A 25,489-nucleotide genomic window follows, 5' to 3' on the forward strand; every position below is an offset into this window, starting at 1 on the left:
CAAATTTAAAACAGTATTTAAATCAATAATTAACATAACAGGATGAGGATTATGAACCCCATTTGCACAAGCTCAACCGCTCTGAAACTAATCATCTCAGTATTAATACTTATGGTTACCAGTGCGCATGCCCAAGACCGCCCTAATATTGTCATTATGATGACAGATGATCAGGGCTATGGTGATATCGGTATGCACAACAATCCATTTTTGAAAACGCCCAATATAGAGAGGCTAGCTACCAATGGACTAGAAATGACTCACTTGATAACCTACCCCAATTGTTCTGCTACAAGAGCAGGGTTAATGACAGGTCGTTATCCTTACCGTACTGGTGTCACGGCAGTGACTCAGGTGGATCACTTTATGCGAGGAAGTGAAACAACGCTAGCCGAAGTATTAAGTGCGGCGGGATACAGAACGGGGATTTTCGGAAAATGGCATTTAGGCGATAACCATCCAATGCGACCAACAGACCAAGGCTTTCAAGAAGTCTTAGTGCATAAGGGAGGTGGGATTGGTCAGGATGCTGGACCTGCCGGCAATACCTATTTCGACCCCATTTTAGAACACAATAATGTATCGAAACGTTATGAAGGTTATAGCGATGATATTTTTACCAATGCTGCCATCGATTTTATCGAACAAAAAAGTGATAAGCCTTTCTTGGCTTATTTGGCCACCAACCTTCCACACTTACCTTTACAAGTTCCCGATGAACTTGCCGAGCCATATCGCAAAATGGGGTTGCACGAGGACAATGCTCTTGTCTACGGAATGATTGCTAGTATTGATTATAACGTCGGTCGTGTTCTGGATAAATTGCAAGCTCTTGGCATAGAAGAAAATACAATCGTTATTTTTACATCTGATAATGGCCCTCGTCATCGTCGCACTAAAAATGATTCTTACCCTGGTAGATGGGTGTCAAACCTTAGAGGAACCAAAACTAGCGTATATGACGCCGGTATAAGAGTTCCATTCTTTGTTAGTTGGCCGGGCAAAATTGCAGCTCATTCACAAACCAACGAAATGGGTACTATTATGGACCTATTTCCAACACTGCTTGAAGCTGCCCAGATAAAGTCCCCTAAAGACAATCACATAGACGGCCAGTCACTGTTACCTCTGTGGACAAAAAATATTAATGACGGGCTCGAAGAAAGAGACTTTTTTGTGCAATTACACTATGGCCCGACGCCATTTAAATACATGCATTTCACCTTAAGAACCCCAAAATATAAACTCGTCAGTCCTCACCCATTTCCTCACGGTATCGTGCATCAACCAACCGACTGGGTACTTAAGAATGTGCTCAAAAACTTGGAATTGTATGATGTACAGGCCGATCCTAGTGAACGTATTAACATTGCAAAAGATCATCCTAAAATAGTTGATGCTATGTTACTTCGGTACGAAAATTGGTTTGATGAAGTCACCGAAGAACGTGCTGCAGCTGGCATTGAGAGAATTTCATTAGGCCATCCAGCCGAACCAGAAGTCAGTCTTTCCCGCTTTGATTGGGGTGGGCCTAGAGTCATTTCTCGTTTCGACTATGGCGGGCCAAGAGTCATAGAAGACAATCAACTAGGTCATTGGCGGGTTCGCTCAGAAAAGGGCCTTTACACGGTGACTTACGACTTACCAGAAGTGTCAGAGGGTGCCGTAGCTTACCTAAAATACGGAAAAGTATACCTGTCTAAAAGTCTAAACCCAGGGCAAAAACAAGTTACATTTGAGCAAGTCGAATTACCTGCAGGTGAAGGTAACTTCCATGCTTACATCAGAGATCAACGACTACCAGTAGGCCCTTACTTTGTACAAGTCAATAGATTGGACCTTTAATTAGCCAACAAAATTAGGTTGAAAAGAATATGAATTTCACTAAATCACTTAAGCCCTTTTCCATCATATTGGGGCTACTGATACTGCTTAGTTTCCAATCCAATGTTAAGGCAGCTAATGAGAAAACGACTAAGAAGCCCAATGTACTTATTCTAATGTTTGATGACATGCGCTTCGATACATTTTCGTACCGAGGCGGCCCTGTCAGTACTCCCAATATAGATGCCTTAGCCGCACATTCGAGCCGATTTGACTATGCCATGTCCACCACCGGCTTGTGTTCCCCTCTCGCGCCGCTTTTTTTACTGGCCGCTGGGGACACAAAACAGGCTTAGACGACAACGTCGAACTTTATCATTCAAGAGTCGAAAGCCTATCTTTAAAGGAAGGGGGTTGATTAAACGTGCTGCTGACTCAGGCTATATGGTCGGTTACGTTGGGAAATGGCATATTGGGGCCAAAGGCCCTAGATTAAGAGGCGCAGAATTTGTTACTGGCAAGTCCGAAACCGTACCACGAAAGTTAAAACCTCGAGTACCTCGAGATCGCCAGCAGGGCATTGCTCATTATCACGCGGGCGGGCTAGATGACAATGGTGAAAAGCATCAATACTACCAAACACTAGATGGTACTTACGACGACACCCATGCTGCAGAAAAGGTTCGCGATGGGCAAAAAATGCTACGTAAAGCAGCTAAGGATGAGCGACCATTCTTTGGGGTTATTAGTTTTAATCAACCACATCCAGCTTATCGAGTGCCCGAACCTTATGCCAGTATGTTTGACCCCAGAAAGATTGAATTGCCTTAGCAATTTTAAGAGCAAAAGAGTAAATAAACCAATGGCACAAGATGGAATATGGTGGCCATGGCATGATACTGAACATATGTCTGAATCCGACTGGCGAAAATCAAGGGCACATTACTACGGGGCAATTGCAATGGTTGACCGAGCAGTAGGCGAAATAATCGATACGACCAAGCAATTAGGTATGTATAAAGATCTAACTATTGTATTCGTTGGTGATCAGGGCAGCATGATTGGCGAACACAGCCTATACGACAAAGGTCCTTACGCATATGACGAACTCATGCGCATACCTATGCTAATTAAAAATCCCAGCACACACCCACGGGTAATTAACCGTCATGTGTCACTTATGGATGTGGCTCCAACTTTAGCTGAATTAATGTCACTACCAGAAGATGGAGATGTAGATGGCCACTCATTACTACCTCTTATGCTGCAAGGGGACTCAGCCATCTCAGACCAACAAGATTTTTTTTATATGCATACGAATGGTACAACGGAGCATGGTTCGGAGTTAGAGCAATAAGAGACAAAGATTTTAAATTCGTTTGGTATCCAAGTGATGATACAGACGAATTATATGATCTAAGAAATGATCCCCTAGAATTAACCAATTTAGCAAAAATACCAAAATATCGGAAAGTAGCATTGCGCATGGCAAATCAACTAGAATCTGAATTGATACGAGTCGCAGACCCCTCTGCTGAACGTCTAAGTTTTCAAAAACAGCTATACATGCACTAACAAAACGCAGCAATCACTAACAGGTAAATTCATCAGCGTGTTAGACATTACAAACTTGGCAGCTTTGTTTGTCTAGTGCGCCACCGTCATTCCATTGTTAAAATAGACCATTGTCTAAACTACCTCGAGTCAACCTACCATCCTTAATTAATCAAAACTCATAATTATGAGTGTCGTTTCAAATTGAATTTTACAAACAATTCAAACACTTAAAATTATGACCCAGTTATATTTGGGGTAAGATTTATTCGATAACGAAATTTTTCGTGTATAGCAAGGCGGTTTTACGGACGCAATAGTGGACTATTACTAGAAAATCCAGTTCAGCTAAACGAGTAACAAGGTATACGAGTATACCCTCAGGAGTTGGCAGTAAGTAGGCAGTTGACCGCCTTTGCGCAAATTGCGAACGGCTAGTAGATGTAAAATGAATTACTGTGACAGCGGTTTTCCGACAGCCATATCATAAAGTTGTTGATAGCTTAAAAACTTGCATGCAAGCAATCAGAAAAGGCCAATATTTAAGATGTCAATTAACAAGTAGATGGCAAGCCTGAATATGGCCGCAGATTTGCCATCTACTTTATATTTTTACGACTTAGAAATTTGCTCTAACACCAAACAACACACGTCGCCCAGAATCTTCGTAAATAGCCGGATACCCATTACCATCTATGGATGCGGTTGCTTTATCTAGCAAATTAATTGCCTCTAATACAACAGAAAAGTTTTCGGAAATATCATAAGTGACATTACCGTCAAGGATACCCGATGCTTTGATAAAACGTCCAAAACCTTCCTGAGCACCTGTCGCGATCAGAAACTCATCTCTCCAAGTATAAGAAAATCTAACGGCTAGTTTTTCACCTTCATAATATGCACTTGCATTAAAATTGTTCTTCGAAGATCCAGTCACTTTAGTCGGTTCAGAGTTATCAATGTACGTATAATTGAGCATCGTCCCCATATTGCTTAAGATACCTTGGCAGATCCGAAAAGTTATGCTGAAAAGTTAATTCAATACCCTGCAAATCAACCCCTTCACCATTTTTAAGGGAATTGATAATAAACTCTTCACTAATCGTTCGTGAGCTGCCATCGGCTGACAGTTCGATAATGTCGAGGCTTTGATTCAAAGTCTCAGTTTCCACCAAAGATACCAACTCTTTTTTGAATATTGTTGATGATAGAATCGAACCACTAGCAAAATACCACTCCAACGAAGCGTCTATATTATTTGAACGAAATGGGTCTAAATAAGGGTTGTTTTTATTAATGGTTGGCGGCACATTAGTTGCTGTTGTTGACGGTGAAATTTGTGACAACGAAGGTCTAGACATAGTTTTTGATGCAGAAAATCTTGCAACTAAGTCGTCAGAAATTTCATATGCTAAATTCAACGAAGGCAACACATCGGTATAAGTACGGCTCACACTAATGGCCTGTCCGGCTGGAATAGTAATAAGCGCCCCAGCATCAGGCTGAAAGGTAATTCCCGCTAGATCTGGGCCTATACCATTAGTGACTTGCTCTGTTTCAACCAATCTTACTCCAAAGTTCCCTGTCAAAGCATCGTCAATTGCAGTAAAATCTGCTTGTGCATATGCAGCAGTAACCGTTTCTTGTACATCCAATTTGGCTGTCTCGTTAAAGCTAATAGCCCCCATAGCCTCAAGTTCTTGCCGACTAAAAGCCTCGACTACATCACGAGTTTTAGCTCGTAGAAACTGGTTTGGAACATAAGCTGGGCCATCATAAGCGTCTAAAAAGGAACCGCCACCAGCTCCAGCTAACTCCACCACCGGCGCGCCTTCAAAACCTCCACCTGCACGAGCCGGAATACCGTACCTTGACGCCAATTCACCTTTATCAATGTCTAGGCGTCGTTGATTGCCGAATTGTTCGTGTTCAGAATAGGTGCTGCCAAACTTGATAGTTTTGATAATTCCACTATCGAAGTGGCGTGCCACATCAAATCGTAAGCTTTTTATATCATCTTCAACTTTGCTGCCAAACTCTCCGAAAAAACTTAACAACTCAAAGTTACTTAAATCAGTCACTTCTATTTGCGCTTGCGGTGACAACACCAACGAAGTCATATCTTCGTCTAACGTAGTATCGTACCCAGCTTGGCTAACATAGCCTCTCGTTAGAATATTCAGACCATCAGCTAATTGTTCAGAATGAGAGAGGTTCAACTCTCCCTTAAACGTCCATTGATCTAGCTCATATTTTCCACCCAAAGCGTAAGCAGTAGTTTTACCTTCTCTTGATTGGTATCTGCCGCCGGGTCGAAGTTCAACATTCGTCAATTCGACTGCTGTGGTCAGTAAATTGTCACCTACTTGTTCGAAGATAGTACCAGAGTCAACTAACTGCTCCGCACTAGTGGAGGTTATTCGACCAACAGTATTCCCAAAGTTATATGCTGATTGGCCCCGAATGGACAAGTTATCAATTTCAGTTTGAAATACATCAACATAACTGCTCAACTTATCTGATGGTCGATACTCTAAACGCCCAATAAGGCTGGTTCTTTCTTTCTCTTCTTGAAAGGTTTCTAACAAGAGAATGTTCTGAGTATAGTTACGTGAACGTCTAAAACCACGACTTAACGATGACTGAGTTTCTGCGTTACGTTCTGTGTATGCAGCACCAACGCTCAGGCCAACTTTTCCATCTGCGAATACGTTAGAGTACATACCAGACACCCTTGGCGCCACTTCACCTGAATTTGATTCGTGAGCGAGTTGGGTAGACAGTGCAAGCCTTTCCTTCCCGTAATTTAAAGGGCTATGAGTACGCGCAATAACAGTGCCCGATAGACCACCTTCTTGTAACGACGCCATTGGCGTCTTGTAAACTTCAAGTGAGCTAACAAATTCAGAGGGTAAAGCAGAGTATTCAAAATTTCGAGATGCAGTGCCTAAGTAGTCCAACGCAAATGCAGACGCGATATTGCGCTCATTCATAGTGGTTTGCGTAAACTGCGGAGGTAAACCGCGAATACTTACTTTGGACCCTTCCCCTCTTACTCTTTCTATTTGAACACCGGTAACTCTCTGTAGTGATTCAGCAATATTCTCATCAGGAAAGCGTCCAATATCAGTAGAGCTAATGACATCAACGACTACAGGTGCACTACGCTTGGTTTCCGTAGCCAAGATAATACTAGATCGGATCCCTTTGACACTTATCACTTCTACATCTTCGCCATCAGAGACGGCACTTACTTCACTTTGTTGCGCAAATGACTGCCCTACACTCGTTAGTGCAAGGACCCCCATAGCAGTTATAACTGATTGTTGTATATAGTTTTTCATAATTATAGTTCTCAATGATGCTGCTCAAAAATTTACTGTTACTGAAAATGTGTAACACCCCATAAAACCAAGCGCTGACTTTAATAATGAATTATGCGCCAAAATCAAAATTACATACCAAAATGAATGGATTGTATGTAATTTAAATTGGATAGTATGTTATGAACTTGTATTTATCAAGTGTTGAAAAAGTAAATTAGTTGGTTTTGGTATGATTAAAATATAAATAGACTTGGGTTTATATTATGATATTTAGATAATTCTCCCCCTAGAAAAGAGTAGTAACGCATGAACATGAAACTTGGCGAGGTTAAACGCTCACCTCTCATTGAGGATGATAATAGTGTTTATTCTTTTATCTTAAATGATATCGCCAACGCAGTATTTGTTAGTGGAGACCGACTAGTTACCACTGCATTAGCCAAAAAATATGATACGAGCATTACCCCTGTTAGAGAGGCATTGAAACAATTACAAGGTGAAGGGTTAGTAACCATCGCTCATAATAGTGGCTCCCGGGTGGCATCATTTGAGTACGAATCGATGCGAGACACCCTAGAAGTACTTCATCTATTGGAACCATTTTTGATCGAATATTTTGTAGAAGAACATACCGAACAAGAAATATCTGCATTGGAACAACTCATGGTGCAGATGGAAACAGCTGACAATTTGTCATTTAAGCTGTTAGATACCGATTTTCACTGGAGTATGTACAAGAATCACTATAACCGCAAAGCTGTGAACTTATGGAGAAAGAATCGCCTGCAAATGCTCGCCGCACATTCTAGCGTGCAGCTAAAACGAGCGCGTATTCAACAGAGCATACAAGAGCATCGCGAAATTATGTCTGTATTAAAAAAGCGAGATGTCAAAGGAACATTATTAGCAATGCAACAACACTTAACTAGTAGTGATGAATACTGGTCACGCTATTTAGGACGTTGAGTTTTCGACTAATCTGCGCAGCCAGTTGAATTAAAATTTTAGCTCTTCAGATCAGACAACATATAGACGCTTTGCTACTTAAAATGGATCGGTAGAATCAGGCCAGTTAATAGGTAACAACATATTTTTGCGCAAATCACGAAAATGCCAAGCAAGATGCAAAAGAGATATTATATTAACTAATTAGAACGGAGTCGCTCTTTTATACTGCGAGATAGAAGCTCGGTAAATTAATGCTTCACAGCGCTAACTTACCGTAGCCAAGCCTAAAGCAATTTTATTGCATTAGGCCTTAGTAGGTTTTGCTTAAACAGCAACTACTTTATTTGCACAAGGACCTTTTTGGCCTTGGCCTACTTCAAATTCAACTGCTTGACCGTCGGTCAAAGTAGCATAACCGCCACCAGCTTGGATTTCTGAATGATGTACGAACAAATCTTTGCCGCCGTCTTCAGGTGTAATGAATCCAAAACCTTTATCTGCGTTGAACCACTTAACTGTACCTTTACTCATTTTTTTACTCATAATAGTTGGTGAAATAAAAACTTATATCCGGATTCACCAGTTCGAATATAAGATGAAATTTGTGATTCAAAGCAACATAAATATAGCTTTGTTACTAGAAAAGAATCATCGGTGTACAAATTATCTGCACCAGAGTACTAGAGTTAACCAAAGCTTGCACTAATAAACGCTACTTATGTTAACTTTTATTTAATTTATTCTGCAATTCATGATTAATAGTTTGAAAAATTAGCGATTCTTGCTCATTCAATAGTTAGGATTGCTCTACTGCTCGACCTAGCAAAGCAAAATAATTTAAAAAACGCTGCGCAATTTCGCCTCTTTGCTTATCTTCGGGATAAATACCTAACTTAGCTTCAGTACTTTGTTTAGTGCCTTGTACTAAAAACGCATTTTTTCTCACCTATGGTCTTGTATACATGCTTCAAAAGCCCGAGCAACGAGCTCTTGTGGTTGGGCATAATAATACGCTTTCAGTGCTTTATCAGCTTTGGCACTTTGCTTTACAAATTGACTAGGCTGGGATTTATCCGCCCCCAAAAATATAGACTCAAAACATTGTGCTAGCTTGCTATTCAATGAGTGCTTGATCTGGGCTCGATCTCGCAACCAGCATACAGACGCAAATTCATGTGGCTTTACCGCACTGAACATTTTATCACTGATGTAATGATCAAAGGCATGAAACCACTCATGTGCTAACGCACCACCACCGGCATTTTTGGCCAACGCTAAGGTTTTTTTCTGGGCATTATAATGAGCGCTACTGTGTTTTTGTCCGCCGCTACCAAACGCCAGTGACAAACTCGAATTTAAAGAAATAACCGGCGTAGGTATCGCCAGAATATCCATTAAGTCAAACAGCGCATCAAAAAATAAATTGGCGGCTATTTGCTGTTCTTTTGCAGTCACCCACTTGCCAATAGTTACCGTCCGAAAACCAAAGATTTTGACAATGTCTTGAAAACTAACATCTGCGCCATCTCGATGGGACGGACCATTTCGATAGAAAGGTTGATGAATTCTAGAGGTCGTTGAAGTCACTAAACTAAAGGCTAGTCATGTCTGCTAAAATTTGTTCGCACCATGTATCAATTCGTTCGTCGGTTAAATCATATTGATTTTCATCATCCAGACTTAACCCAACAAAAAACTCTTTGTCTGCAGTTAGCGCTTTAGATTGGGTAAACTCGTATCCTTGATTGGGCCAATAACCCACTATGTCACAATCAAGCACCACTAATTCATCATGTAACATTCCTATGGCATCTTGAAACCAATCGGCATAGCCAATTTGATCCCCTAAACCAAAAATTGCGACCTTTTTATTGGCTAGGTTTAATTGTGCGATGTCTTGCCATGTCGATTGCCAATCTTCCTGTAACTCGCCAAAATCCCAAGTGGAGATACCAAAAATAAGCTTGTCAAAATCTTCTGTATTTTCCAAGGGAGTGTCTTTGATATTAAAAAGTTCAACGCATTCATAGCCCATCAACTCATCAAGTTTGAGCTGAATTTTCTCAGCGGCCATTTCGGTGTAACAAGTCGTTGAACCATAAAACAACCCTATTTTTACCGAGTTTTTAGACATAAGTTCCTATATATTTAAATATTATGCAGTATATGCTTAGATATTAATTGAGTAAGGATATAATACCAATAAGCTGACATATTTGAACGTATTTAAGACAGAGGCTACCGCCCGTGCCTTCTTGGTAGGCAAACAATTTAATATCAATTATAACTTGACCATTTGGTCCAACGTATTTATAAATATCGCCTCAAATTACGAGCCACATCATATAGAATGGAACACGTATGAAAACTTTTATTGCTATAACTATGGCTCTTAGCGCACTAACGAGTTGCGGACAAGCTACAAACACTGATCACAGTAATCACATTCAGAAAGTCTACGGTCATTGGGTCAAAGAAAAAAACAATGTAGTGATGGTCGACTCTCAGCCTTCGGGCTTAACTCACTGGCACGGAAAATTAGTGACGTTAAGTGACAGAAGTGCTGACAAATCACACCGACTAAAATTACGAACCATTGCCCCCCAAAGCAGCATTTTAGTTGGCCCCGACATGAAAATGCGGCTGTCGCCCGAGATGACAAATAACTGCTTTGCCGAATATGTGAGTGACAATCCTGACTTAGAAGCATTAGCCGTTGATCCTGACAACGACAAGGTGTTTTACATGATCACAGAAGACGCCACTAGCGCCCCTTCCATGACAGAAAGTTGTCAACGCAGGTATGCTCAATCAGGTTCAACAGAATACCCAAGATTATTGGTGAGAATTGAAATTCAATCTGAAACACATGCCCTAATAACACATGTTAGACCCATTCAGTTCTCCACTGAAATGCAAATTGGCGATTTTCCAAATGATGGAATTGAAGCCTTAGCATTCGGCAAGAATCGTACCCTATACTTAGGAGTCGAAAAAGACCAACAGAAAAAGGCGCGTCTATTCTCGCTACAAATGGATGCACAATTTTGGCAAAGCCAAGACTTTGCATTGGTGTCGGATTTACCTATCAAATTGCCAAACTTTAAAGCGGGCAATCACCCAATCAATGGCATGGATTATTACCAAACACCTACCGGTGCTGAGTTTTTGATTTTAGCGGCTAGAAATGATGAAACGTTGTGGATTGCCGACCTTTCAGGGCAAAAAGAAGCGAAAATTATTCCACTTGAATTTTATGCTGAAATAATCAATGGAACAGGCGTCTGTCAGGACTTCGAACAAATGGATAATTCATCGATTGAAGGTGTAGCAGTAATCGATGAAACCTTGTGGTTAATAAATGACCCATGGAAAGCGGTATATTTAAATAATATTCACTGCCCACAGAACAAAAGAAATTATCAAACCTTTTCACCACTTTTGTTTAGCCTCCCAATTCAATCTCATTGGTTTGACTAAAGATAGGCATCTGCTAGCACTATTCACTCATAGCGCTAGCAACTCATACCCTAGCGCTACCCTTTTAGGCGACTGGCAAATTTTTTCTTAAACTTTGCTAGCTTAGGGGCCACCACCATATTGCAATATCTGTTCTCTGGGTTATTTGAAAAATAATCCTGATGATAATCTTCAGCTTGAGAATAGTTGCTAACCGCTAGCAATTCTGTCACCAGTGGATCTGGCCAAATTTGCTCGTCGCTTATCTCAGTTAGCAATTGTTGAGCAATCTCTTTTTGTTGCTCATTGTGATAGTAAATACCACTGCGATACTGCGTTCCTACGTCATTGCCTTGGCGATTAAGCTCAGTAGGATTATGCAAAGCGAAGAATATTTCAAGCACTTCTCTAAAACTGATTTGCGCCGGGTCAAAATTAACTTGTACTACCTCAGCGTGCCCAGTGTTACCGGCACACACCTGTTCATAAGTTGGATTATCAAGGTGACCATTGGCGTAACCTGAATATGCCGAAACCACACCATTCACGCTGTTAAACGCAGACTCAATGCACCAAAAACATCCACCCGCTAGCGTTACTGTTTCAATGTTTGCCATAACTTCCTCGATTATATAACGACTTAATAGTTTAATAAGTGGAGCCTAAAGACAAACATTTCAATTTAATTGAAAAATAAATTAAAAACTTGTCGGATTGTGGTCAACTCATTCGACGGTATAGTGCATATAAGCTAATTTATATGCATTACTAATAATGGAGATACAAGATGCAATTTTTAGCTTTGATATACGGTGCCGAAGGTCAAGATGACGTGGATATGCAAACGCTGATAGAGCAATACACAGCGTTTGAAGCAGAGGCAGGAGCAGCCGGAATTTTAGGTGGTGGCAATGCGCTAGAGCCAGTAAGTACAGCAACATCTGTCCGGTTAAGACAAGGAAAACCCGAGATCACTGACGGGCCATTTGCCGAAACCAAAGAACAGCTCGGAGGATATTATTTATTCGAATGTAAGGATTTAGACGAGGCACTAATGTGGGCGGCGAAAATTCCAAGTGCACGATATGGCACGGTTGAAGTTCGCCCAATTATGATTATTGAAAGTTGAAAGACGCAATAGCTCGTATATTCCGAGCTGAGTCTGGCCAGCTTTTATCTTCACTCATGTATTTGTGTAGAGATTTACAGCTGGCCGAAGACGCCTTACAAGACGCCTTCGAACTAGCCAGTCATCAATGGCCCCACCAAGGATTGCCACGCAATTCTGGCGCTTGGTTACACACGGTCGCCAAACGCAAATTAATTGACAGGCTACGAAAAAATACCTCCCAAGCCAATGTATCCACTCTGCATACACTCGAACAAGCTGAAGAACAAACGGAGCAAGACATAGCGGAGCAAGATTACTGCGTCCCCGATGAGCGACTTAGGTTGATTTTTACTTGTTGTCATCCGGCATTAAACCAACAAGCCCAAGTCGCTCTGACTCTGAGAACCTTATGCGGGCTGTCGGTAAAACAAATCGCTCGCGCTTATTTAACCTCTGAAATCGCCATGGGTCAGCGTATTACTCGCGCCAAGAAAAAAATCAAGAATGCAGGAATTAGCTACTCGGTGCCCTCTAAAAAGCAACTACCTGCCAGACTTCCGAGCGTGTTAAAGGTGATTTACCTTATCTATAACGAGTCTTATAGCGCATTTGAAAGCCAAACGTTGACCCGAGCAGATTTAGCCTTAGAAGCGATTCGTCTCAGCCAGTTGATGGTGGCATTATTACCTAACGCAGAAGTGCTCGGCTTAGCGGCATTATTGTTATTACACCATGCCAGAAGCCCAGCAAGGCAAAGTTCAGATACAGCCTATATTCCCTTAGAAAAACAGAATAGAGCGTTATGGAATACGGAGGCAATCAACCAGGGCAAGCGTTACTTAGCAAGGCACTACACTTTAAGCATCCTGGCCCTTACCAAATACAAGCAGCCATTAGTGCCTTACACGCACAAGCAATAGACTGGATCTCCACCGACTGGCAACAAATACACTTACTGTACAAACGTCTATTTATAATGAATCCATCTGCGGTAATTGAACTAAATTGCGCAGTGTCACTCGCCAATGCGGGCCAACCAGTAGAATCCTACCAGCAACTACTTAAACTGGAAAAAGCTTTAGACGCTTACCAACCTTATTATGCAGCAAGAGCTGAATTAGAAGCGCAACTTGGAGATCAGCACTCTGCGATAGCGTCCCTCAAAATAGCGATAAAGTTAAGCCAAAATAATAGTGAGAGAGATTTTTTGATTAACAAACTTGAACGACTGAATACTCCACAGCCACAATGATCTTGACCTCAAGTTATGGCAAGTAACGCTTTTTCTACTCGCAATCCTGCCTATGATTATCCATTTAGCGACATTTTAAAAAGGGACTGGTAATATTGCCGACATTATAAAAACAAACAGGAAGATGTATGAGTGCGACTCGCGAACAATTTGGTTCACGCTTAGGATTTATATTAGCCGCAGCAGGTTCTGCTGTGGGTATTGGCAATATGGTTGGATTTCCAGTGGCAGCCACTAAAAATGGCGGTGGCGCGTTCTTGTTAATCTACGCTATTTTTGTGGCCTTTATTTGTTTACCTGTAATGTTAGCTGAAATGTCAGTTGGCAGAAGTAGCCGAAAAGATCCACTGGGAGCCTACTCCACCATGACCAACTCTCATGCAGGTTGGAAAATTGCTGGCTGGCTGTCAATTCTTACACCATTTATGATCGCGGTTTTTTACTTAGTCATTACTGTTTGGATCTTTGGCTATGTGTTTCAATCATTGGCAGGCAATCTAGACATGCTGGCAGATCCCAACACCTTTGGTACCTTTATCAATGGTTCGGATTTGATTTACTACTTAATTGCGGTACTGGCAATTATTTATTTAATTCTGCAAGGCGGAGTTAAGCAAGGGATAGAAAAGGCAGCAAAAATCATGATGCCAGCTTTATTTATTATGCTAGTCGCATTAGTTATTTTTGTTCTGACCTTAGACAATGCGTTTGAAGGTGTGAAGTATTATTTAGTGCCAGACTTCAGTAAGATCAACGCGTCGGTAGTGAGCGCGGCCTTATCACAGGCCTTCTTTTCACTCTCTCTAGGTATGGGAATAATGATCACTTATGGCTCATACTTAAGCAGCAAAAGTGACTTGCCCGGTTCGGCCAAAATGGTCGCGTTACTAGATACAGCTGTAGCCTTTATTGCTGGTTTAATGATACTACCCGCTGTGTTTTCATTTAACCCAAATATCAACACCAGTGAACTAAGCGACTCCTCGGTTGGTATGATTTTTACCTTTTTACCTAAAATATTTTTAGCCTTACAAGCCAGCATTGGTTATGCAGGTGCAAGCACTGTGGCATGTATATTTTTCATACTAGTCTTTTTTGCTGCTATCACCTCTATGGTTTCTATTTTTGAAGTACCTGTTAGCGCGCTGATGGAAGACAAAAAATACAGCCGTCGGAAAGCCCTAATTTGTTTAGGCTCACTGTTAGTCGTAATGGCCGTTATGGCAGCAACATCATTTGGGGTAGTAGACTTTTTCACTAACTTTATGAGCTATGCTGGGCAAAGCAAGTCATTCTTTGACCTAATCATTGATGTGTTCTACGAAACTATTCTGCCTCTCAATGGCTTACTTATTTGTATATTTGTTATGTATAAATGGAAAAAAGTAACCTCAACGAAGAGTTAGACAGCGGCGGCTCTCACACTGCTAGTAGCTGGTTTATACGTTATGTAAACTTTTCAGTGAGTACATTTATCCCTGTAATTTTATTCCTAGTATTTATCAACACCATAGCGCTCAAATATTTTGGCGCGGCTTTAATTGGTTAAAGCATACCAAGTAGTCCTGATAAGTGACCACTCAAAGAAAATGTAAGCGCGCTTAACCAAAACAACTGCATGGCCTGCTAAGTTAATACCTAGCAGGCTTTCTTTTGTGTTCCAGCAACACACAGTCAACTTATTTCAAATTCAGCAGCAAACAAGCTCCCAGCAGCCTTTCTCGACATTCTGTGCATGCTGTCAAATACTCAAAAAACCGATCCACTAGAACAGTCAAAAATAAACCCAATTGGGACACCCATAATTGTTCTAGGGAACGTCCTTAGTATTTGACCGTGCCCTTAACCATGCCCCGCGTCGAACACATCCTATTTAAGCAAAGCCATACTTGATAAGCCCAGCGAACCTATGATGAAAATAGAATTGTAGTTATGGGTGTCTCTATAAGATTTGTAAACTTACAAGGTTTCAACGAAGTCAAACAGCAGCCAGTAAATTTTAATTATAACCATCAAGAAAACGTATTTACTTTACTTCGTGCTTTACGATTAAGTGATGAAATAACGCAAAAAGTAGAGCAGCAATATTCTGAAAAGGGACATTAATAATGACAAATTCGCTCCACATGAAAGTAACTGTGCCTTTGTTGGTCATGGGCATACTTACTGCTTGTACGCATAGAGTTGAGGTGGCAACAAAAGAGCCTATAACGATTAATTTAAACGTTAAAGTTGATCACGAGATCAGAGTGAAGGTCGATAAAGAGCTCGATACCTTGTTTAGTGAAGACAGTGAATTATTTTAGGAGATAACTGATGAATGAAAATACATTAAAGTTAACCACAGTTTTAGCTGCAATAGGCTTGTCTTTTTCGGTGTGGGCGATGAACTTAGATGAAGCTAAAAACCAAGGCTTAGTGGGTGAAAACAGCACAGGTTATCTCGGTTTAGTGGTGCAAAATAATGCTGCAAAAGCCCTGATCAGCGAAGTAAATGAAAAACGCAAAGCACAATATTTAAAATTAGCGCAAGTAGAAGCCTTGGCGGCAGCGAAAGCGATTAAAAAAACCAAAGCCGGGCACTATATTGAAGTAAATGGTCAATGGGTAAAAAAATAAAGTATAACGTGTGATATGTGTTTGTTTGATTTTGCGTTGTAATATTTAAATGCGCGAAATCAGACAAACATCAGAAAAGTGATTAAGTTTTTGCAGCTCCAGTAAGATTGACTATGATTAAATAACTGCAATAAGTGTGAAGGTTATTAATGCATAAAAAATTAATTGTGTCTGTGGCATTGCTATTTGCTGCTATGTTTTCGCAAATGAGCAAGGCTGAGGAAAAACTTGATGTTGCATTTCTCGTCGCCAGTGCAGATCAACGTTTAGTCCTTACTGAATTAATTAATGAGTTTGCAAATTCACACCCTGATATTAACGTTTCCTACACCTTGTTTAACGATACTCAATACAAGAAAGCGGTAAAAAAATGGTTAAATCAAGGCTATGGACCGGATGTAATAAATTGGCAAGCCGGTGAAAGGCTAATGCATTATGTGCGTACCGGGAAAGTACAAGCGCTTGATACATTATGGAAAAAACACCACCTTGAAACACAGTTCCTGCCAAATACCAAGGCGGCCATTACTTGGCAAGGCAGTGTATATGCTATACCTGTGACCTATTATTATTGGGGAATGTATTATCGTAAATCGCTGTTTAAAAAGTATGGATTAACAGAGCCCACCACATGGCAAGAGCTTTTATCTGTGGCAAAAACACTTAAAGCCAACAATATCACTCCTTTTACCTTAGGTACTCGCTATCATTGGCCTGCGGCTGCTTGGTTTGATTATCTTAATTTACGAATCAATGGGCTGGCTTTTCATCAGCGGTTATTATCAGGCCATATACCTTTTACCGATAACCGCGTACGACAGGTATTTATACATTGGAAAGAGCTGATAGATAAAGATTACTTTATCGATGAGTCCGAGCACTTAATGTGGGATGAGGCCATGTTCCCGCTGTTTCGCAAGCAAGCGGCAATGACCTTAATAGGTACTTTTTTAAATGGCCGCATCCCCGATGAACAAAAGCCTGATTTTGGTTTCTTCCGTTTTCCCATTATTAACCCTCAAATTGGGGTGTTTGAAGATGCACCATTAGATGTATTTATATTGCCATATTACAGTGCCTATAATTCTAAAATAGAACGCTTTATAAGCTTTATTGCCGGTGCGTCGTTTCAACAATCATTAAATAAAACCTTGGGTACACTGTCGGCAAATATAAATGCCGAGCAAGGGGGTAATGAAGTGTTAGACATTAGCTACACTATGCACCAACAAGCTGACGGAACAGCGAACTACTTTGATCGGGATGCACCTGTTGGCATAGCCGAGCAAAGTATCGAAGTATTTTCCGCTTTTTTAACCCAGCCCGATATTGACTCGACCTTGCTAAAATTGGAAGCTATTAGAAAGCAAATTGGTCATGCAGCTAGCACTAATTAAAGTGTACTAGGGGCTTTATTAAAATGTCGTTTAAACTCGCGGCTAAATTGTGAGGCACTGCTGTAGCCCACTTTTAGTGCTGCTTCGTTGGCTTTATTTCCTTCACTGGTGATCAGTTCTTTTGCTTTTGCTAAACGTATTTTTTTAAGTATTGCAGCGGCGACTCGAAGGTCACTTGTTTGAATGCACGATGAAATGAAGAAACACTCATATTCACATTTTCTGCTAAGGACTCTACGCTAAGAGGTTGTGCGTAGTGTTTATGGATTGTTGATAACGCCCGAGCAATGCGAGCATAGTGGCCTATCATCCTTGAACAAACCTGTATTTAGCCATCACTCGGTAACATTTGATAGGGGCTGGAATAGGTTAGTTGAATGCCTAATTTTGCTAAGCTTTGACTGGCGTCAATGCTCTTTCCTTGTTGACTATCTTCTTGCGGCAGAAACTGTGGTGCAGGTAAATCTAGTTTTTTTGCTGCCCAAGTGTAATATTCTTCACGGCTTGGGTATTCAGTTGCACATAATAAAAACGTTTCGCCCCATAATTGTCTCAGTAAAATAACATGTATTGCCTTGATAATATCTTGTTGGTGAATCAAATTGACCACCTGTTTTGCATTGGGTAGAGATGTTTTACCGGCTAAGAATTTGACTGGATGGCGTTCGTCACCTACTAATCCCGCCAATCGTATGATACTCGCTTGCTCAGCAAAATACTGCTTAACCAATAGTTCTATGGCTAAGTTAGCTTTTGCTGATTCAGTTTCTGGGTGAGGCGAGCTGTGCTCATTAACCTTGCCACTAGCATTACCGTATACTGAGGTAGTACTCACCAACAATACATGTTGAATATTACGTTGTTTAGCATGTTTTAATAATGCTTCAACGGCCTCTACGAATCCTGCTTTGTGAGGAGAATTTCTGCCCACTGGAATATTCAAAAATAGCACATCACTGTTAAATATATTGTCAAATTGCGAGGCCTGTAAATCTCTCGCCAATTCGAATTGCAGCCCATTAAGCCCCATATCTAACAACTCGGCGACCCCTGCTACAGAGCGCCGAGTAGCCACTACCCCATAACCACGTTTTTGCAAACTTAATGCCAGTGGCAAGCCTAACCAGCCAGCACCCACTACTGCTATTTTCATATCGACCTTTGTGAAATACTTATTACCCAACTATGGGTTTTATCGCACTATGTAGTCGATAGCAATGAATACAGTAGCAACAATCTTGCAGCTTAAGAGTGAAGTGCAAATCACATTCTATCTTTGTGTTTGTATACATGCAGTAAATCAAAATTCTGTAACGATTTGACCTGTTGCTGAAGTTCAGTTTCCGTTTTGTCTATGTCGGCTATCAAGGCACAGGTTTTTTCTACTTTATCTTCGAGCACTAACGCGGCAGACTCAACTCTTTGCTCTACTTGTTGTCCAAATCGCTCCATCTTTTGCTCAAAATCTCCGCTGTCTCCGCCATTAAGCAGCAGCTCAGTGCCAATAGAAATGAGCAGGCCACCCATCGATTCAGAAACTAAGCTCTGTATAGCTTGCTCAAAGTCAACTTGCCATTGTTGCCCTAAAAAACTACCATCTTCGAATACTTGAGAATGCAAGCGTAACTCTCCGTGCTTTCCATAAAAGTTGTCATGAACTTGCTGGTCTAACGCCTTGAGTTTTTTAGAAATATTAACTAAGGCTTTGCTATCTGCAGCCAATAACTCACCAAACACTTCAGTAATGGCAACATTGGCTAACGCAACAGCGTCAGTTGCTATGTCTGCAACCTGAGGTGCTGCTTGATAAATTCCGAAGTAGTAGTTTTCAACTAATCTTTGTTGCTTGGCATTGAGCGATACAGTTTGACCATTGACCGATAACCTCTGATGCTCATTTATTTGTACAACGGTCTTATCTTCTAGGGTAATGTTTAATACCTTGTTATTGAGTTGTAAGTCGCCATGCAACTCAATATTACAGTGATTCGCCATCGCCACACTTGAACTACAAAACAACACACCTGCTAAAAATATTTTACGCATATCACTCTCCAATTAGTACATTTCGCAAATTGCAAAGCTCAGGCCAGAAGTAATATACCTTTAAAAACAATGCCTTATGTATTTCCTCATTATTCTATTTAGGTAGATAGGTTAAAAAATGGCGATTATCACTAAAAAGTAGGGTTCTAAACTAGATTATTGCATGAGCCTCAAACCCATAATAATGAACAAAAACAACAATAAAATATGCTTGAGCTATGCAGTTTTTAAGATTTTTGGTGCATAATAGCCACAGTTAGGAATTATTAGGAATTTATCTATGAGTAATTGGTACGAACCCATTTTATTTGGATTGGCTTTGATCACTTTTGTATTGGGTTTAACTAGCGTTATTATGGGTGCATTACCGCAACCCGCTGATAAAGACACCATGCAAACCAAAATAGAATACGGCTTTTTTGGCGTATCTGGATTAGTCTTATTTGCCGTGTTTTTGTACGCTCTCCTTACCGCCTAACCTAGTATTAACTAATGAGGCCTATCACTCACTCGCTGATAGGCTCTTAAGTTGAATATTGGTAGCATTGCCAAGAAGTGATCAAATATATCTCCTTGAATCGCTTCATAGTTTACCCAAGCTTTATCCGAACAAAAGCAGTATACCTCTAATGGCACACCCAACTCTGTGGGCGGTAATTGCCTTACCATTAAGGTCATGTCTTGATTGATCTTAGGATGGGCGACTAAATAAGCCTGCATATACGCTCTTAAGGTCCCTATGTTGGTTAACCTACGGCTATTGACCAAATCTTGATTATCAATCTTTTGCTCTTGATGAAAGGCTTGCAGTTGCTGTTTTTTCGAATCAATGTAGCTTTGGATGTAACGAATATTAGAGAATTCATTCAACATCGCCTCATCGCAAAATTGGATACTTTGAATATCAAGGTAGATGCTACGTTTAATTCTGCGGCCACCGGACTCTGACATACCGCGCCAGTTTTTAACCGATTCGGTAATCAATGCATAAGTTGGAATGGTTGAGATAGTTTTGTCCCAATTTTGCACTTTAACCGTTGTTAGGCCGACCTCTAATACATCTCCATCGGCCCCGTATTTCGCCATTTCAATCCAATCACCTGTATTCACCATGCGATTAGCGGCAATTTGAATACCTGCAACAAACCCTAAGATAGTATCTCTAAATAACAGCAGTAAAATGGCAGTAACGGCACCTAAACCCGATAGCAATAAAAGCGGGGACTTATCTAATAAATTAGAAATAATCAACAGGCCAGCCACAATCACTACAAACAATTTGCCTACCTGAACAAAACCAGTAATGGGCGCTTTTTTAGCTAAATTAGACGCATTGTAAGTGCCTTCAATAGCATTCAGTAAAGCACTGCTAGCCTTGACCGCTACGATCAAAATATAAATCAGCGCTGACTTTTGTAAGAAAACTAATAGCGAGATATTCTCTATTAATACACCACTCAGAACATAAATAATGAGGGCTGGAAAGATATGCCTACTGCGTCTAAAAAAACTAAATTTATGTAACTGATCGTCAAAATTATTCTTACTTTTCATCACTAAAGAAGTCATTCTTCCAGTTAAGAATAATCCAGAAATTCTTAAGCTAAGCCATGCACAAATAAAAATAATCCCTAGTGATATCAATTGGAATGTCCAACTTTCTGGCTTCAACTCAATTCCTAAAGAAGTAAGCCCTAATACTAATTGTTCATGTATCACGTTATCTATTTGCACCGACAAATGTCCTTCCCACTATTTATGTATTCAATTATTGCTAAATCTAACCCGAGGCTTAAGGCTAGCCTTTATTGGATTTGGAAGATAACTGTTCGATGTCATTGTCCTTATCTAACCACAGCTGCGTTAGCCAACGCTGAAACTTCACCCTTTGCGCTCTATCATCAAAATAATCTGGGCCAAAGGACTCGCTATTTAACAAATCAGCAATGGACTGCACTTTCACTTGAACCTGAACTCGACGCACTTTACCACTGACAAAATCCCAATATGATGGCGTGCCATCAGGATAGTGAATAGTTACATCGAGTAATTTATGCAATTGCTGACCCATAGTACTTAGCACAAAGGCAATACCACCCGCCTTTGGTTTGAGTAGATGCTTAAATTGACCATCCTTGGTGTTTTAACTTTTCATCTGTCAGACGAGTGCCTTCAACAAAGTTCATAATACTCACGGGTTTAGATTTGAACTTTTCGCACGCTTTACGGGTATTTTCTAAATCTTTACCTTTTAACTCAGGACGTTTGGCTAACAATGCTTTGCTGTATCTGTGCATGAACGGAAAATCAAGGGCCCACCAAGCTACCCCTAAAAACGGCACCCAAATAAGCTCTTTTTTCAAGAAGAACTTCAAAAATGGGATCTTACGATTAAACACGCTTTGCAGTACTAAAATATCTACCCAGGATCTATGGTTCGAAATCACTAAATACCAATCTTCGGTACTCAAATCCTCTAACCCTGTCACCTCAAATTTCGTGCGACTAAAAAGCATTTGATTAACTTTATTCACACTAATCCACAACGTAGCGCACCCATCTAATAGATAAGACATAAAGGTTTGCCAAATTTTTATCGGAATAAGTTTAAGAAACGAAAAAATCAGTATTGGCATTAACCAAAAGATTGTGTTTAAAAAATAGCCAAACGTGGTCAGGGCACCAAAAATAACTGAAAAAACTGCAAACATATTTATTACTTCTCCAAAGACTAAGGGCCAATACTTTTTGTGGCCTAGCACTTGTTCATCAGGACTTAACGAAAAACACCAACCTTTTGCAATTTTAAACTAAGTAGAGCCAAGATACGTAGCAATTATTTACATTTGAATTGGTTTGACCCGGCAATTGCGCTTTAACTGAGTTCATTTATATATCATTATTTCAATAACCACGTTTAAAAAGGGTCCCCTGAACAGTGAATAAACAATTAGTATTAAGTGCAACCATTGCTACAGCCATTGGTTTAAGCGCCTGCAGCTTAAAAGAACCGTATCCTAACAGTCAAGTCGAGAGTATTTCTACAAAAGCCGCATTTCCTTTACCGGCTGGCATAACAAAAATAACTTCGGTGTCTAAAAATAACGACGAACTTGTTATTCCATTTACTAAATATCAATTAGACAATGGCCTAACTATTGTATTGCATCCTGATGACTCCGACCCGTTAGTTCATGTGGATGTGACTTATCATGTGGGCTCTGGACGAGAAGAAGTAGGCAAATCTGGCTTTGCCCATTTTTTTGAACACATGATGTTTCAAGGCTCAGAGAACGTAGCCGACGAACAGCATTTTTCTTTAATTACCGAATCAGGCGGCACCCTTAACGGCACCACCAATACCGACCGAACTAATTATTACGAAACCGTGCCATCTAACCAGCTAGAACGTATGTTGTGGTTAGAGTCTGACCGCATGGGATTTTTCCTCGACGCCGTCACTACCGAGAAATTTGAAAACCAAAGAGAAACCGTTAAAAATGAACGGGGACAAAACTATGATAATCGCCCTTATGGTTTGCTACGCGAACGCGTTAACGAAGCCATGTATCCAGAAGGCCATCCTTATTCGTGGTTAACCATTGGCTATATTGAAGATTTAAACCGCGCCAACTTAAATGATCTTAAAAACTTCTTCTTACGCTGGTACGGTCCGAACAATGCCACCCTAACCATAGGTGGCGATATGGATGAATCCCAAACCTTAGCTTGGGTTAAGAAATATTTTGGTGGCATTCCTCGAGGTCCAGAAGTACAAGATCCAACATACACGCCCGTCACATTGAGTGAAGATAGATACATTTCCATGCAAGATAACGTCTCTTTGCCTTTAATGTACATGGCCTGGCCAACTGTACATGTTAATCATCCAGATGAAGCCCCCTTGATGTATTGATGTCAATTTTAGGCTCTGGAAAAACCTCTTTGTTGTATAAAAATATGGTTAAAAATGGCAAAGCAGTACAAGCCCAAGCTGGCCATGCCTGCCAAGAGTTGAGCTGCCAATTTGCCTTATTCGGTTTACCTACTCCAGAGCACATCTTTAGCAGAGTTAGAACAGATCGCCCGCGATTCATTGTTAGAGTTTGAAACCCGAGGAGGGGCTGAAGATGATGACATCGAGCGCGTCAAGGCAGGAATTGTGTCAGGTATGATTTACGGCCTTGAAAGTGTTAGCGGTAAAGTCAGTAAACTAGCGGCCTATCAAACCTTTCGCAATAACCCTAACGGCATAGGTGATGATGTAGCCCGCTATGAAAACGTCACTAAAGAAGACGTGATGAGGGTGTATAAGAAGTACATTAAGAATAAGTTTTCGGTCATTATGAGCATTGTACCTAAAGGCCAAGGCGACAAAATTATTAAGCCAGACACTTGGCAGCGCTACCAGCGTAATATCCCTGAAAATGATCATGCTACCGAGCTCGCTTTACGACCAGGGACATCTGATTTTGACCGCTCAGTTATCCCTCCTTCAGGAAAAAACCCAAGCATTAGTGTACCTGCTCTATACCGCAGTCATACTGAAAACGGTATTGAAATACTAGGGGCGATTAATGATGAAGTGCCTACCACCGCCATTCGTATTCGCATTCCTGCAGGACAAACCAGAGAGAGTCTAGAACATTTAGGCTTAGCGTCACTGACTGCCGCTATGATGGGCGAAGGTACCTTAAAATCAAGTGCTGAAGATCTATCTAACCGACTACAAAAATTAGGCTCAAATGTCAGCTTTTCGGCTGGTGACAAATTTACTACGGTGAATATTCGTAGTTTAACTGAAAACTTAGCTCCCACTTTAGCCATCGCCATCGAGCAACTCACTCAGCCTAAGTTCGCGCAAGCCGACTTTGCTCGATTGCAAAAGCAATTTATCGAAGGCTTAAAAAATGCCAAGAAAAATGCCAGTGTCACCGCTACCAATGCATTTAATAAGCTACTGTTCGGTGACAACAACAGCTTTGCTTATGCCAATAGCGGCACCATTGGTACAGTTGAAAAACTCACATTGGCCGATGTCAAAACCTTTTACAAAGATCACTATGGCCCTGCGCAAGCCGAAATTATTGTGGTCAGCAACCTAGATCAACATCAGGTGAAAAACGCTTTAAGCGGTATAGCGAAATGGCAAGGTAAAACCAGTGCTAGCAATAAAATACAAGCTTACCCTGAGCTCGACGCTGGTACTTTGTATTTTATCAACAAAGAAGACGCAGCCCAGTCAGAAATTCGTATTGGTAAACGCGCCCTTAATTACGATGCAACTGGTGAATATTATCGTGCTGACTTAATGAACTACAATCTAGGTGGTGCCTTTAATAGTCGTATCAACTTGAATCTACGTGAAGACAAAGGTTATACCTATGGCGCTCGTTCATATTTTCGTGGCAATGAGTTTAGTGGTAGTTATCGGGCTCAAGCAGGTGTACGCGCTAACACCACAGCCGATTCAATCATTCAGTTCAGAAATGAAATTGCTGAATTTGTCGAACAAGGTATGACAGACCAAGAACTACAATTTATGAAGAGTGCTATTGGTCAACGAGACGCGCGTAACTTCGAAACCCCAAGACAAAAACTTGGATTTTTGGCTGAGATCATGACCTACAGCTTAGATGAAGGTTTTAAAGATCAACAAAACCAAATACTGGCCAACATCAGTAAAGACGAGTTAAACGCTTTGGCCAAAAAACACCTACAACTAGACCAAATGATCACGGTAGTAGTAGGCGACAAATCTAAGGTGTTAGATTCACTCAAGCCTTTATTCGATAAAATCATAGAGCTAGACGAAGAGGGCAATCCTCTGTAAATAGGTTTTGCGATTACATTCTGCAATAGTAAGCCGCTGCAATTTTTGCCGCGGCTTTTTTTGTTCAAAAACAGCTAATTTCTAAATGTAATTTTTATAATCAACTCTGTATTTCTTACA

22 protein-coding genes and 6 pseudogenes are annotated in these 25,489 nt (G+C 40.7%); 17 read left to right on the top strand and 11 right to left on the bottom strand.

Annotation, left to right across the window (positions count from 1 at the left end):
• Positions 1-51 precede the first annotated feature (51 nt).
• The 5 genes from RS130_RS03765 to RS130_RS03785 are packed head-to-tail and all read left to right on the top strand — an operon-like array spanning position 52 to position 3,399.
• Positions 52-1,845, top strand: coding sequence for an arylsulfatase (locus tag RS130_RS03765; protein ID WP_316024858.1), 1,794 nt, complete (start codon positions 52-54; stop codon positions 1,843-1,845).
• 29 nt (positions 1,846-1,874) lie between these two features.
• Complete coding sequence (locus RS130_RS03770) at positions 1,875-2,180, top strand: sulfatase-like hydrolase/transferase (protein ID WP_316024859.1); 306 nt, start codon at positions 1,875-1,877, stop codon at positions 2,178-2,180.
• Between the two features lie 58 nt (positions 2,181-2,238).
• Positions 2,239-2,655, top strand: coding sequence for an alkaline phosphatase family protein (locus RS130_RS03775; RefSeq protein WP_316024860.1), 417 nt, complete (start codon positions 2,239-2,241; stop codon positions 2,653-2,655).
• A gap of 31 nt (positions 2,656-2,686) precedes the next feature.
• Positions 2,687-3,181 (top strand): sulfatase-like hydrolase/transferase, encoded by a 495-nt coding sequence (locus RS130_RS03780; protein WP_316024861.1) that lies wholly within the window; start codon positions 2,687-2,689, stop codon positions 3,179-3,181.
• Positions 3,178-3,399, top strand: a complete 222-nt coding sequence (locus RS130_RS03785; RefSeq protein ID WP_316027961.1) for a sulfatase/phosphatase domain-containing protein — start codon at positions 3,178-3,180, stop codon at positions 3,397-3,399. Before RS130_RS03780 ends, RS130_RS03785 begins: the two co-directional genes overlap by 4 nt.
• Before the next feature lie 598 nt (positions 3,400-3,997).
• Here the strand turns inward: RS130_RS03785 and RS130_RS03790 are convergent.
• Both RS130_RS03790 and RS130_RS03795 read right to left on the bottom strand, forming a co-directional pair.
• Positions 3,998-4,357, bottom strand: a complete 360-nt coding sequence (locus RS130_RS03790; protein ID WP_316024862.1) for a TonB-dependent receptor — start codon at positions 4,355-4,357, stop codon at positions 3,998-4,000.
• Positions 4,335-6,722 (bottom strand): TonB-dependent receptor, encoded by a 2,388-nt coding sequence (locus tag RS130_RS03795; RefSeq protein WP_316024863.1) that lies wholly within the window; start codon positions 6,720-6,722, stop codon positions 4,335-4,337. Before RS130_RS03795 ends, RS130_RS03790 begins: the two co-directional genes overlap by 23 nt.
• 288 nt (positions 6,723-7,010) lie before the next feature.
• Between RS130_RS03795 and RS130_RS03800 the strand changes: the two genes are divergently transcribed.
• Positions 7,011-7,670 carry a GntR family transcriptional regulator gene (locus tag RS130_RS03800; protein ID WP_316024864.1) on the top strand — a complete coding sequence of 220 codons (660 nt, stop codon included), beginning with the start codon at positions 7,011-7,013 and terminating at the stop codon, positions 7,668-7,670.
• Positions 7,671-7,976: 306 nt separating this feature from the next.
• Here RS130_RS03800 and RS130_RS03805 read toward each other — a convergent pair whose 3' ends face one another.
• The 3 genes and pseudogenes from RS130_RS03805 to fldB all read right to left on the bottom strand — a co-directional run bounded on the left by RS130_RS03805 (position 7,977) and on the right by fldB (position 9,786).
• The gene (locus RS130_RS03805; protein ID WP_316024865.1) at positions 7,977-8,183 is read right to left on the bottom strand and encodes a cold-shock protein; all 207 of its coding nucleotides are present in this window, start codon (positions 8,181-8,183) and stop codon (positions 7,977-7,979) included.
• 265 nt (positions 8,184-8,448) lie between these two features.
• Positions 8,449-9,239 (bottom strand): annotated as a pseudogene (locus RS130_RS03810) (CLCA_X family protein).
• A 4-nt stretch (positions 9,240-9,243) separates the two neighbouring features.
• Entirely contained in the window at positions 9,244-9,786 is a 543-nt protein-coding gene (gene fldB / locus RS130_RS03815; RefSeq protein WP_316024866.1) for a flavodoxin FldB, read from the bottom strand.
• A gap of 227 nt (positions 9,787-10,013) precedes the next feature.
• Here fldB and RS130_RS03820 point away from each other — a divergent pair, with 227 nt between their 5' ends.
• Positions 10,014-11,132: a hypothetical protein gene (locus RS130_RS03820; protein WP_316024867.1), complete on the top strand. Its 1,119-nt coding sequence runs from the start codon at positions 10,014-10,016 to the stop codon at positions 11,130-11,132.
• 56 nt (positions 11,133-11,188) lie between these two features.
• Here the strand turns inward: RS130_RS03820 and msrA are convergent, their stop codons facing one another.
• Positions 11,189-11,728, bottom strand: a complete 540-nt coding sequence (msrA, locus tag RS130_RS03825) for a peptide-methionine (S)-S-oxide reductase MsrA (RefSeq protein WP_316024868.1) — start codon at positions 11,726-11,728, stop codon at positions 11,189-11,191.
• A 170-nt stretch (positions 11,729-11,898) separates the two neighbouring features.
• Here msrA and RS130_RS03830 point away from each other — a divergent pair, with 170 nt between their 5' ends.
• The 8 genes and pseudogenes from RS130_RS03830 (at position 11,899) to RS130_RS03865 (ending at position 17,490) form a co-directional block, all read left to right on the top strand.
• A complete protein-coding gene (locus RS130_RS03830) occupies positions 11,899-12,240 on the top strand; it encodes a YciI family protein (RefSeq protein WP_316024869.1) in 342 nt (113 codons plus the stop codon).
• Positions 12,237-13,142, top strand: coding sequence for an RNA polymerase sigma factor (locus tag RS130_RS03835; RefSeq protein ID WP_316024870.1), 906 nt, complete (start codon positions 12,237-12,239; stop codon positions 13,140-13,142). Before RS130_RS03830 ends, RS130_RS03835 begins: the two co-directional genes overlap by 4 nt.
• 56 nt (positions 13,143-13,198) lie before the next feature.
• Positions 13,199-13,474, top strand: a complete 276-nt coding sequence (locus RS130_RS03840; RefSeq protein WP_316024871.1) for a hypothetical protein — start codon at positions 13,199-13,201, stop codon at positions 13,472-13,474.
• 128 nt (positions 13,475-13,602) lie between these two features.
• A pseudogene (locus tag RS130_RS03845) lies at positions 13,603-15,023 on the top strand (sodium-dependent transporter).
• Positions 15,024-15,427: 404 nt separating this feature from the next.
• Positions 15,428-15,580, top strand: a pseudogene (locus RS130_RS03850) (intermembrane phospholipid transport protein YdbH family protein); the annotation flags it as partial.
• A 2-nt stretch (positions 15,581-15,582) separates the two neighbouring features.
• A complete protein-coding gene (locus RS130_RS03855) occupies positions 15,583-15,780 on the top strand; it encodes a YnbE family lipoprotein (RefSeq protein WP_316024872.1) in 198 nt (65 codons plus the stop codon).
• Between the two features lie 10 nt (positions 15,781-15,790).
• Complete coding sequence (locus RS130_RS03860; protein WP_316024873.1) at positions 15,791-16,093, top strand: YdbL family probable chaperone protein; 303 nt, start codon at positions 15,791-15,793, stop codon at positions 16,091-16,093.
• 149 nt (positions 16,094-16,242) lie between these two features.
• Positions 16,243-17,490, top strand: coding sequence for an ABC transporter substrate-binding protein (locus RS130_RS03865; RefSeq protein ID WP_316024874.1), 1,248 nt, complete (start codon positions 16,243-16,245; stop codon positions 17,488-17,490).
• On the opposite strand, the pseudogene RS130_RS03870 reads toward RS130_RS03865, so the two are convergent.
• The 3 genes and pseudogenes from RS130_RS03870 to RS130_RS03880 form a co-directional block, all read right to left on the bottom strand.
• A pseudogene (locus RS130_RS03870) lies at positions 17,487-17,794 on the bottom strand (helix-turn-helix domain-containing protein); the annotation flags it as partial. The gene RS130_RS03865 and the pseudogene RS130_RS03870 overlap by 4 nt on opposite strands.
• Positions 17,795-17,818: 24 nt before the next feature.
• Positions 17,819-18,643, bottom strand: coding sequence for an SDR family oxidoreductase (locus RS130_RS03875; protein WP_316024875.1), 825 nt, complete (start codon positions 18,641-18,643; stop codon positions 17,819-17,821).
• Between the two features lie 110 nt (positions 18,644-18,753).
• Positions 18,754-19,536, bottom strand: a complete 783-nt coding sequence (locus RS130_RS03880; RefSeq protein WP_316024876.1) for a DUF2884 family protein — start codon at positions 19,534-19,536, stop codon at positions 18,754-18,756.
• A gap of 280 nt (positions 19,537-19,816) precedes the next feature.
• On the opposite strand from RS130_RS03880, the gene RS130_RS03885 reads away from it, so the two are divergent.
• Positions 19,817-20,014 carry a hypothetical protein gene (locus RS130_RS03885; RefSeq protein ID WP_316024877.1) on the top strand — a complete coding sequence of 66 codons (198 nt, stop codon included), beginning with the start codon at positions 19,817-19,819 and terminating at the stop codon, positions 20,012-20,014.
• Positions 20,015-20,025: 11 nt separating this feature from the next.
• On the opposite strand, the gene RS130_RS03890 is transcribed toward RS130_RS03885, so the two are convergent.
• Together RS130_RS03890 and yihG are read right to left on the bottom strand one after the other, a co-directional pair.
• Complete coding sequence (locus tag RS130_RS03890) at positions 20,026-21,213, bottom strand: mechanosensitive ion channel family protein (RefSeq protein ID WP_428982844.1); 1,188 nt, start codon at positions 21,211-21,213, stop codon at positions 20,026-20,028.
• Between the two features lie 121 nt (positions 21,214-21,334).
• Positions 21,335-22,247: pseudogene (gene yihG / locus RS130_RS03895) on the bottom strand (1-acylglycerol-3-phosphate O-acyltransferase, YihG family).
• Between the two features lie 227 nt (positions 22,248-22,474).
• On the opposite strand from yihG, the pseudogene RS130_RS23675 reads away from it, so the two are divergent.
• A pseudogene (locus RS130_RS23675) lies at positions 22,475-25,369 on the top strand (M16 family metallopeptidase).
• Positions 25,370-25,489: the final 120 nt, after the last annotated feature.

Origin of the sequence: Paraglaciecola aquimarina (genome assembly GCF_032464635.1) — a bacterium.
Classification (GTDB): domain Bacteria; phylum Pseudomonadota; class Gammaproteobacteria; order Enterobacterales; family Alteromonadaceae; genus Paraglaciecola; species Paraglaciecola aquimarina.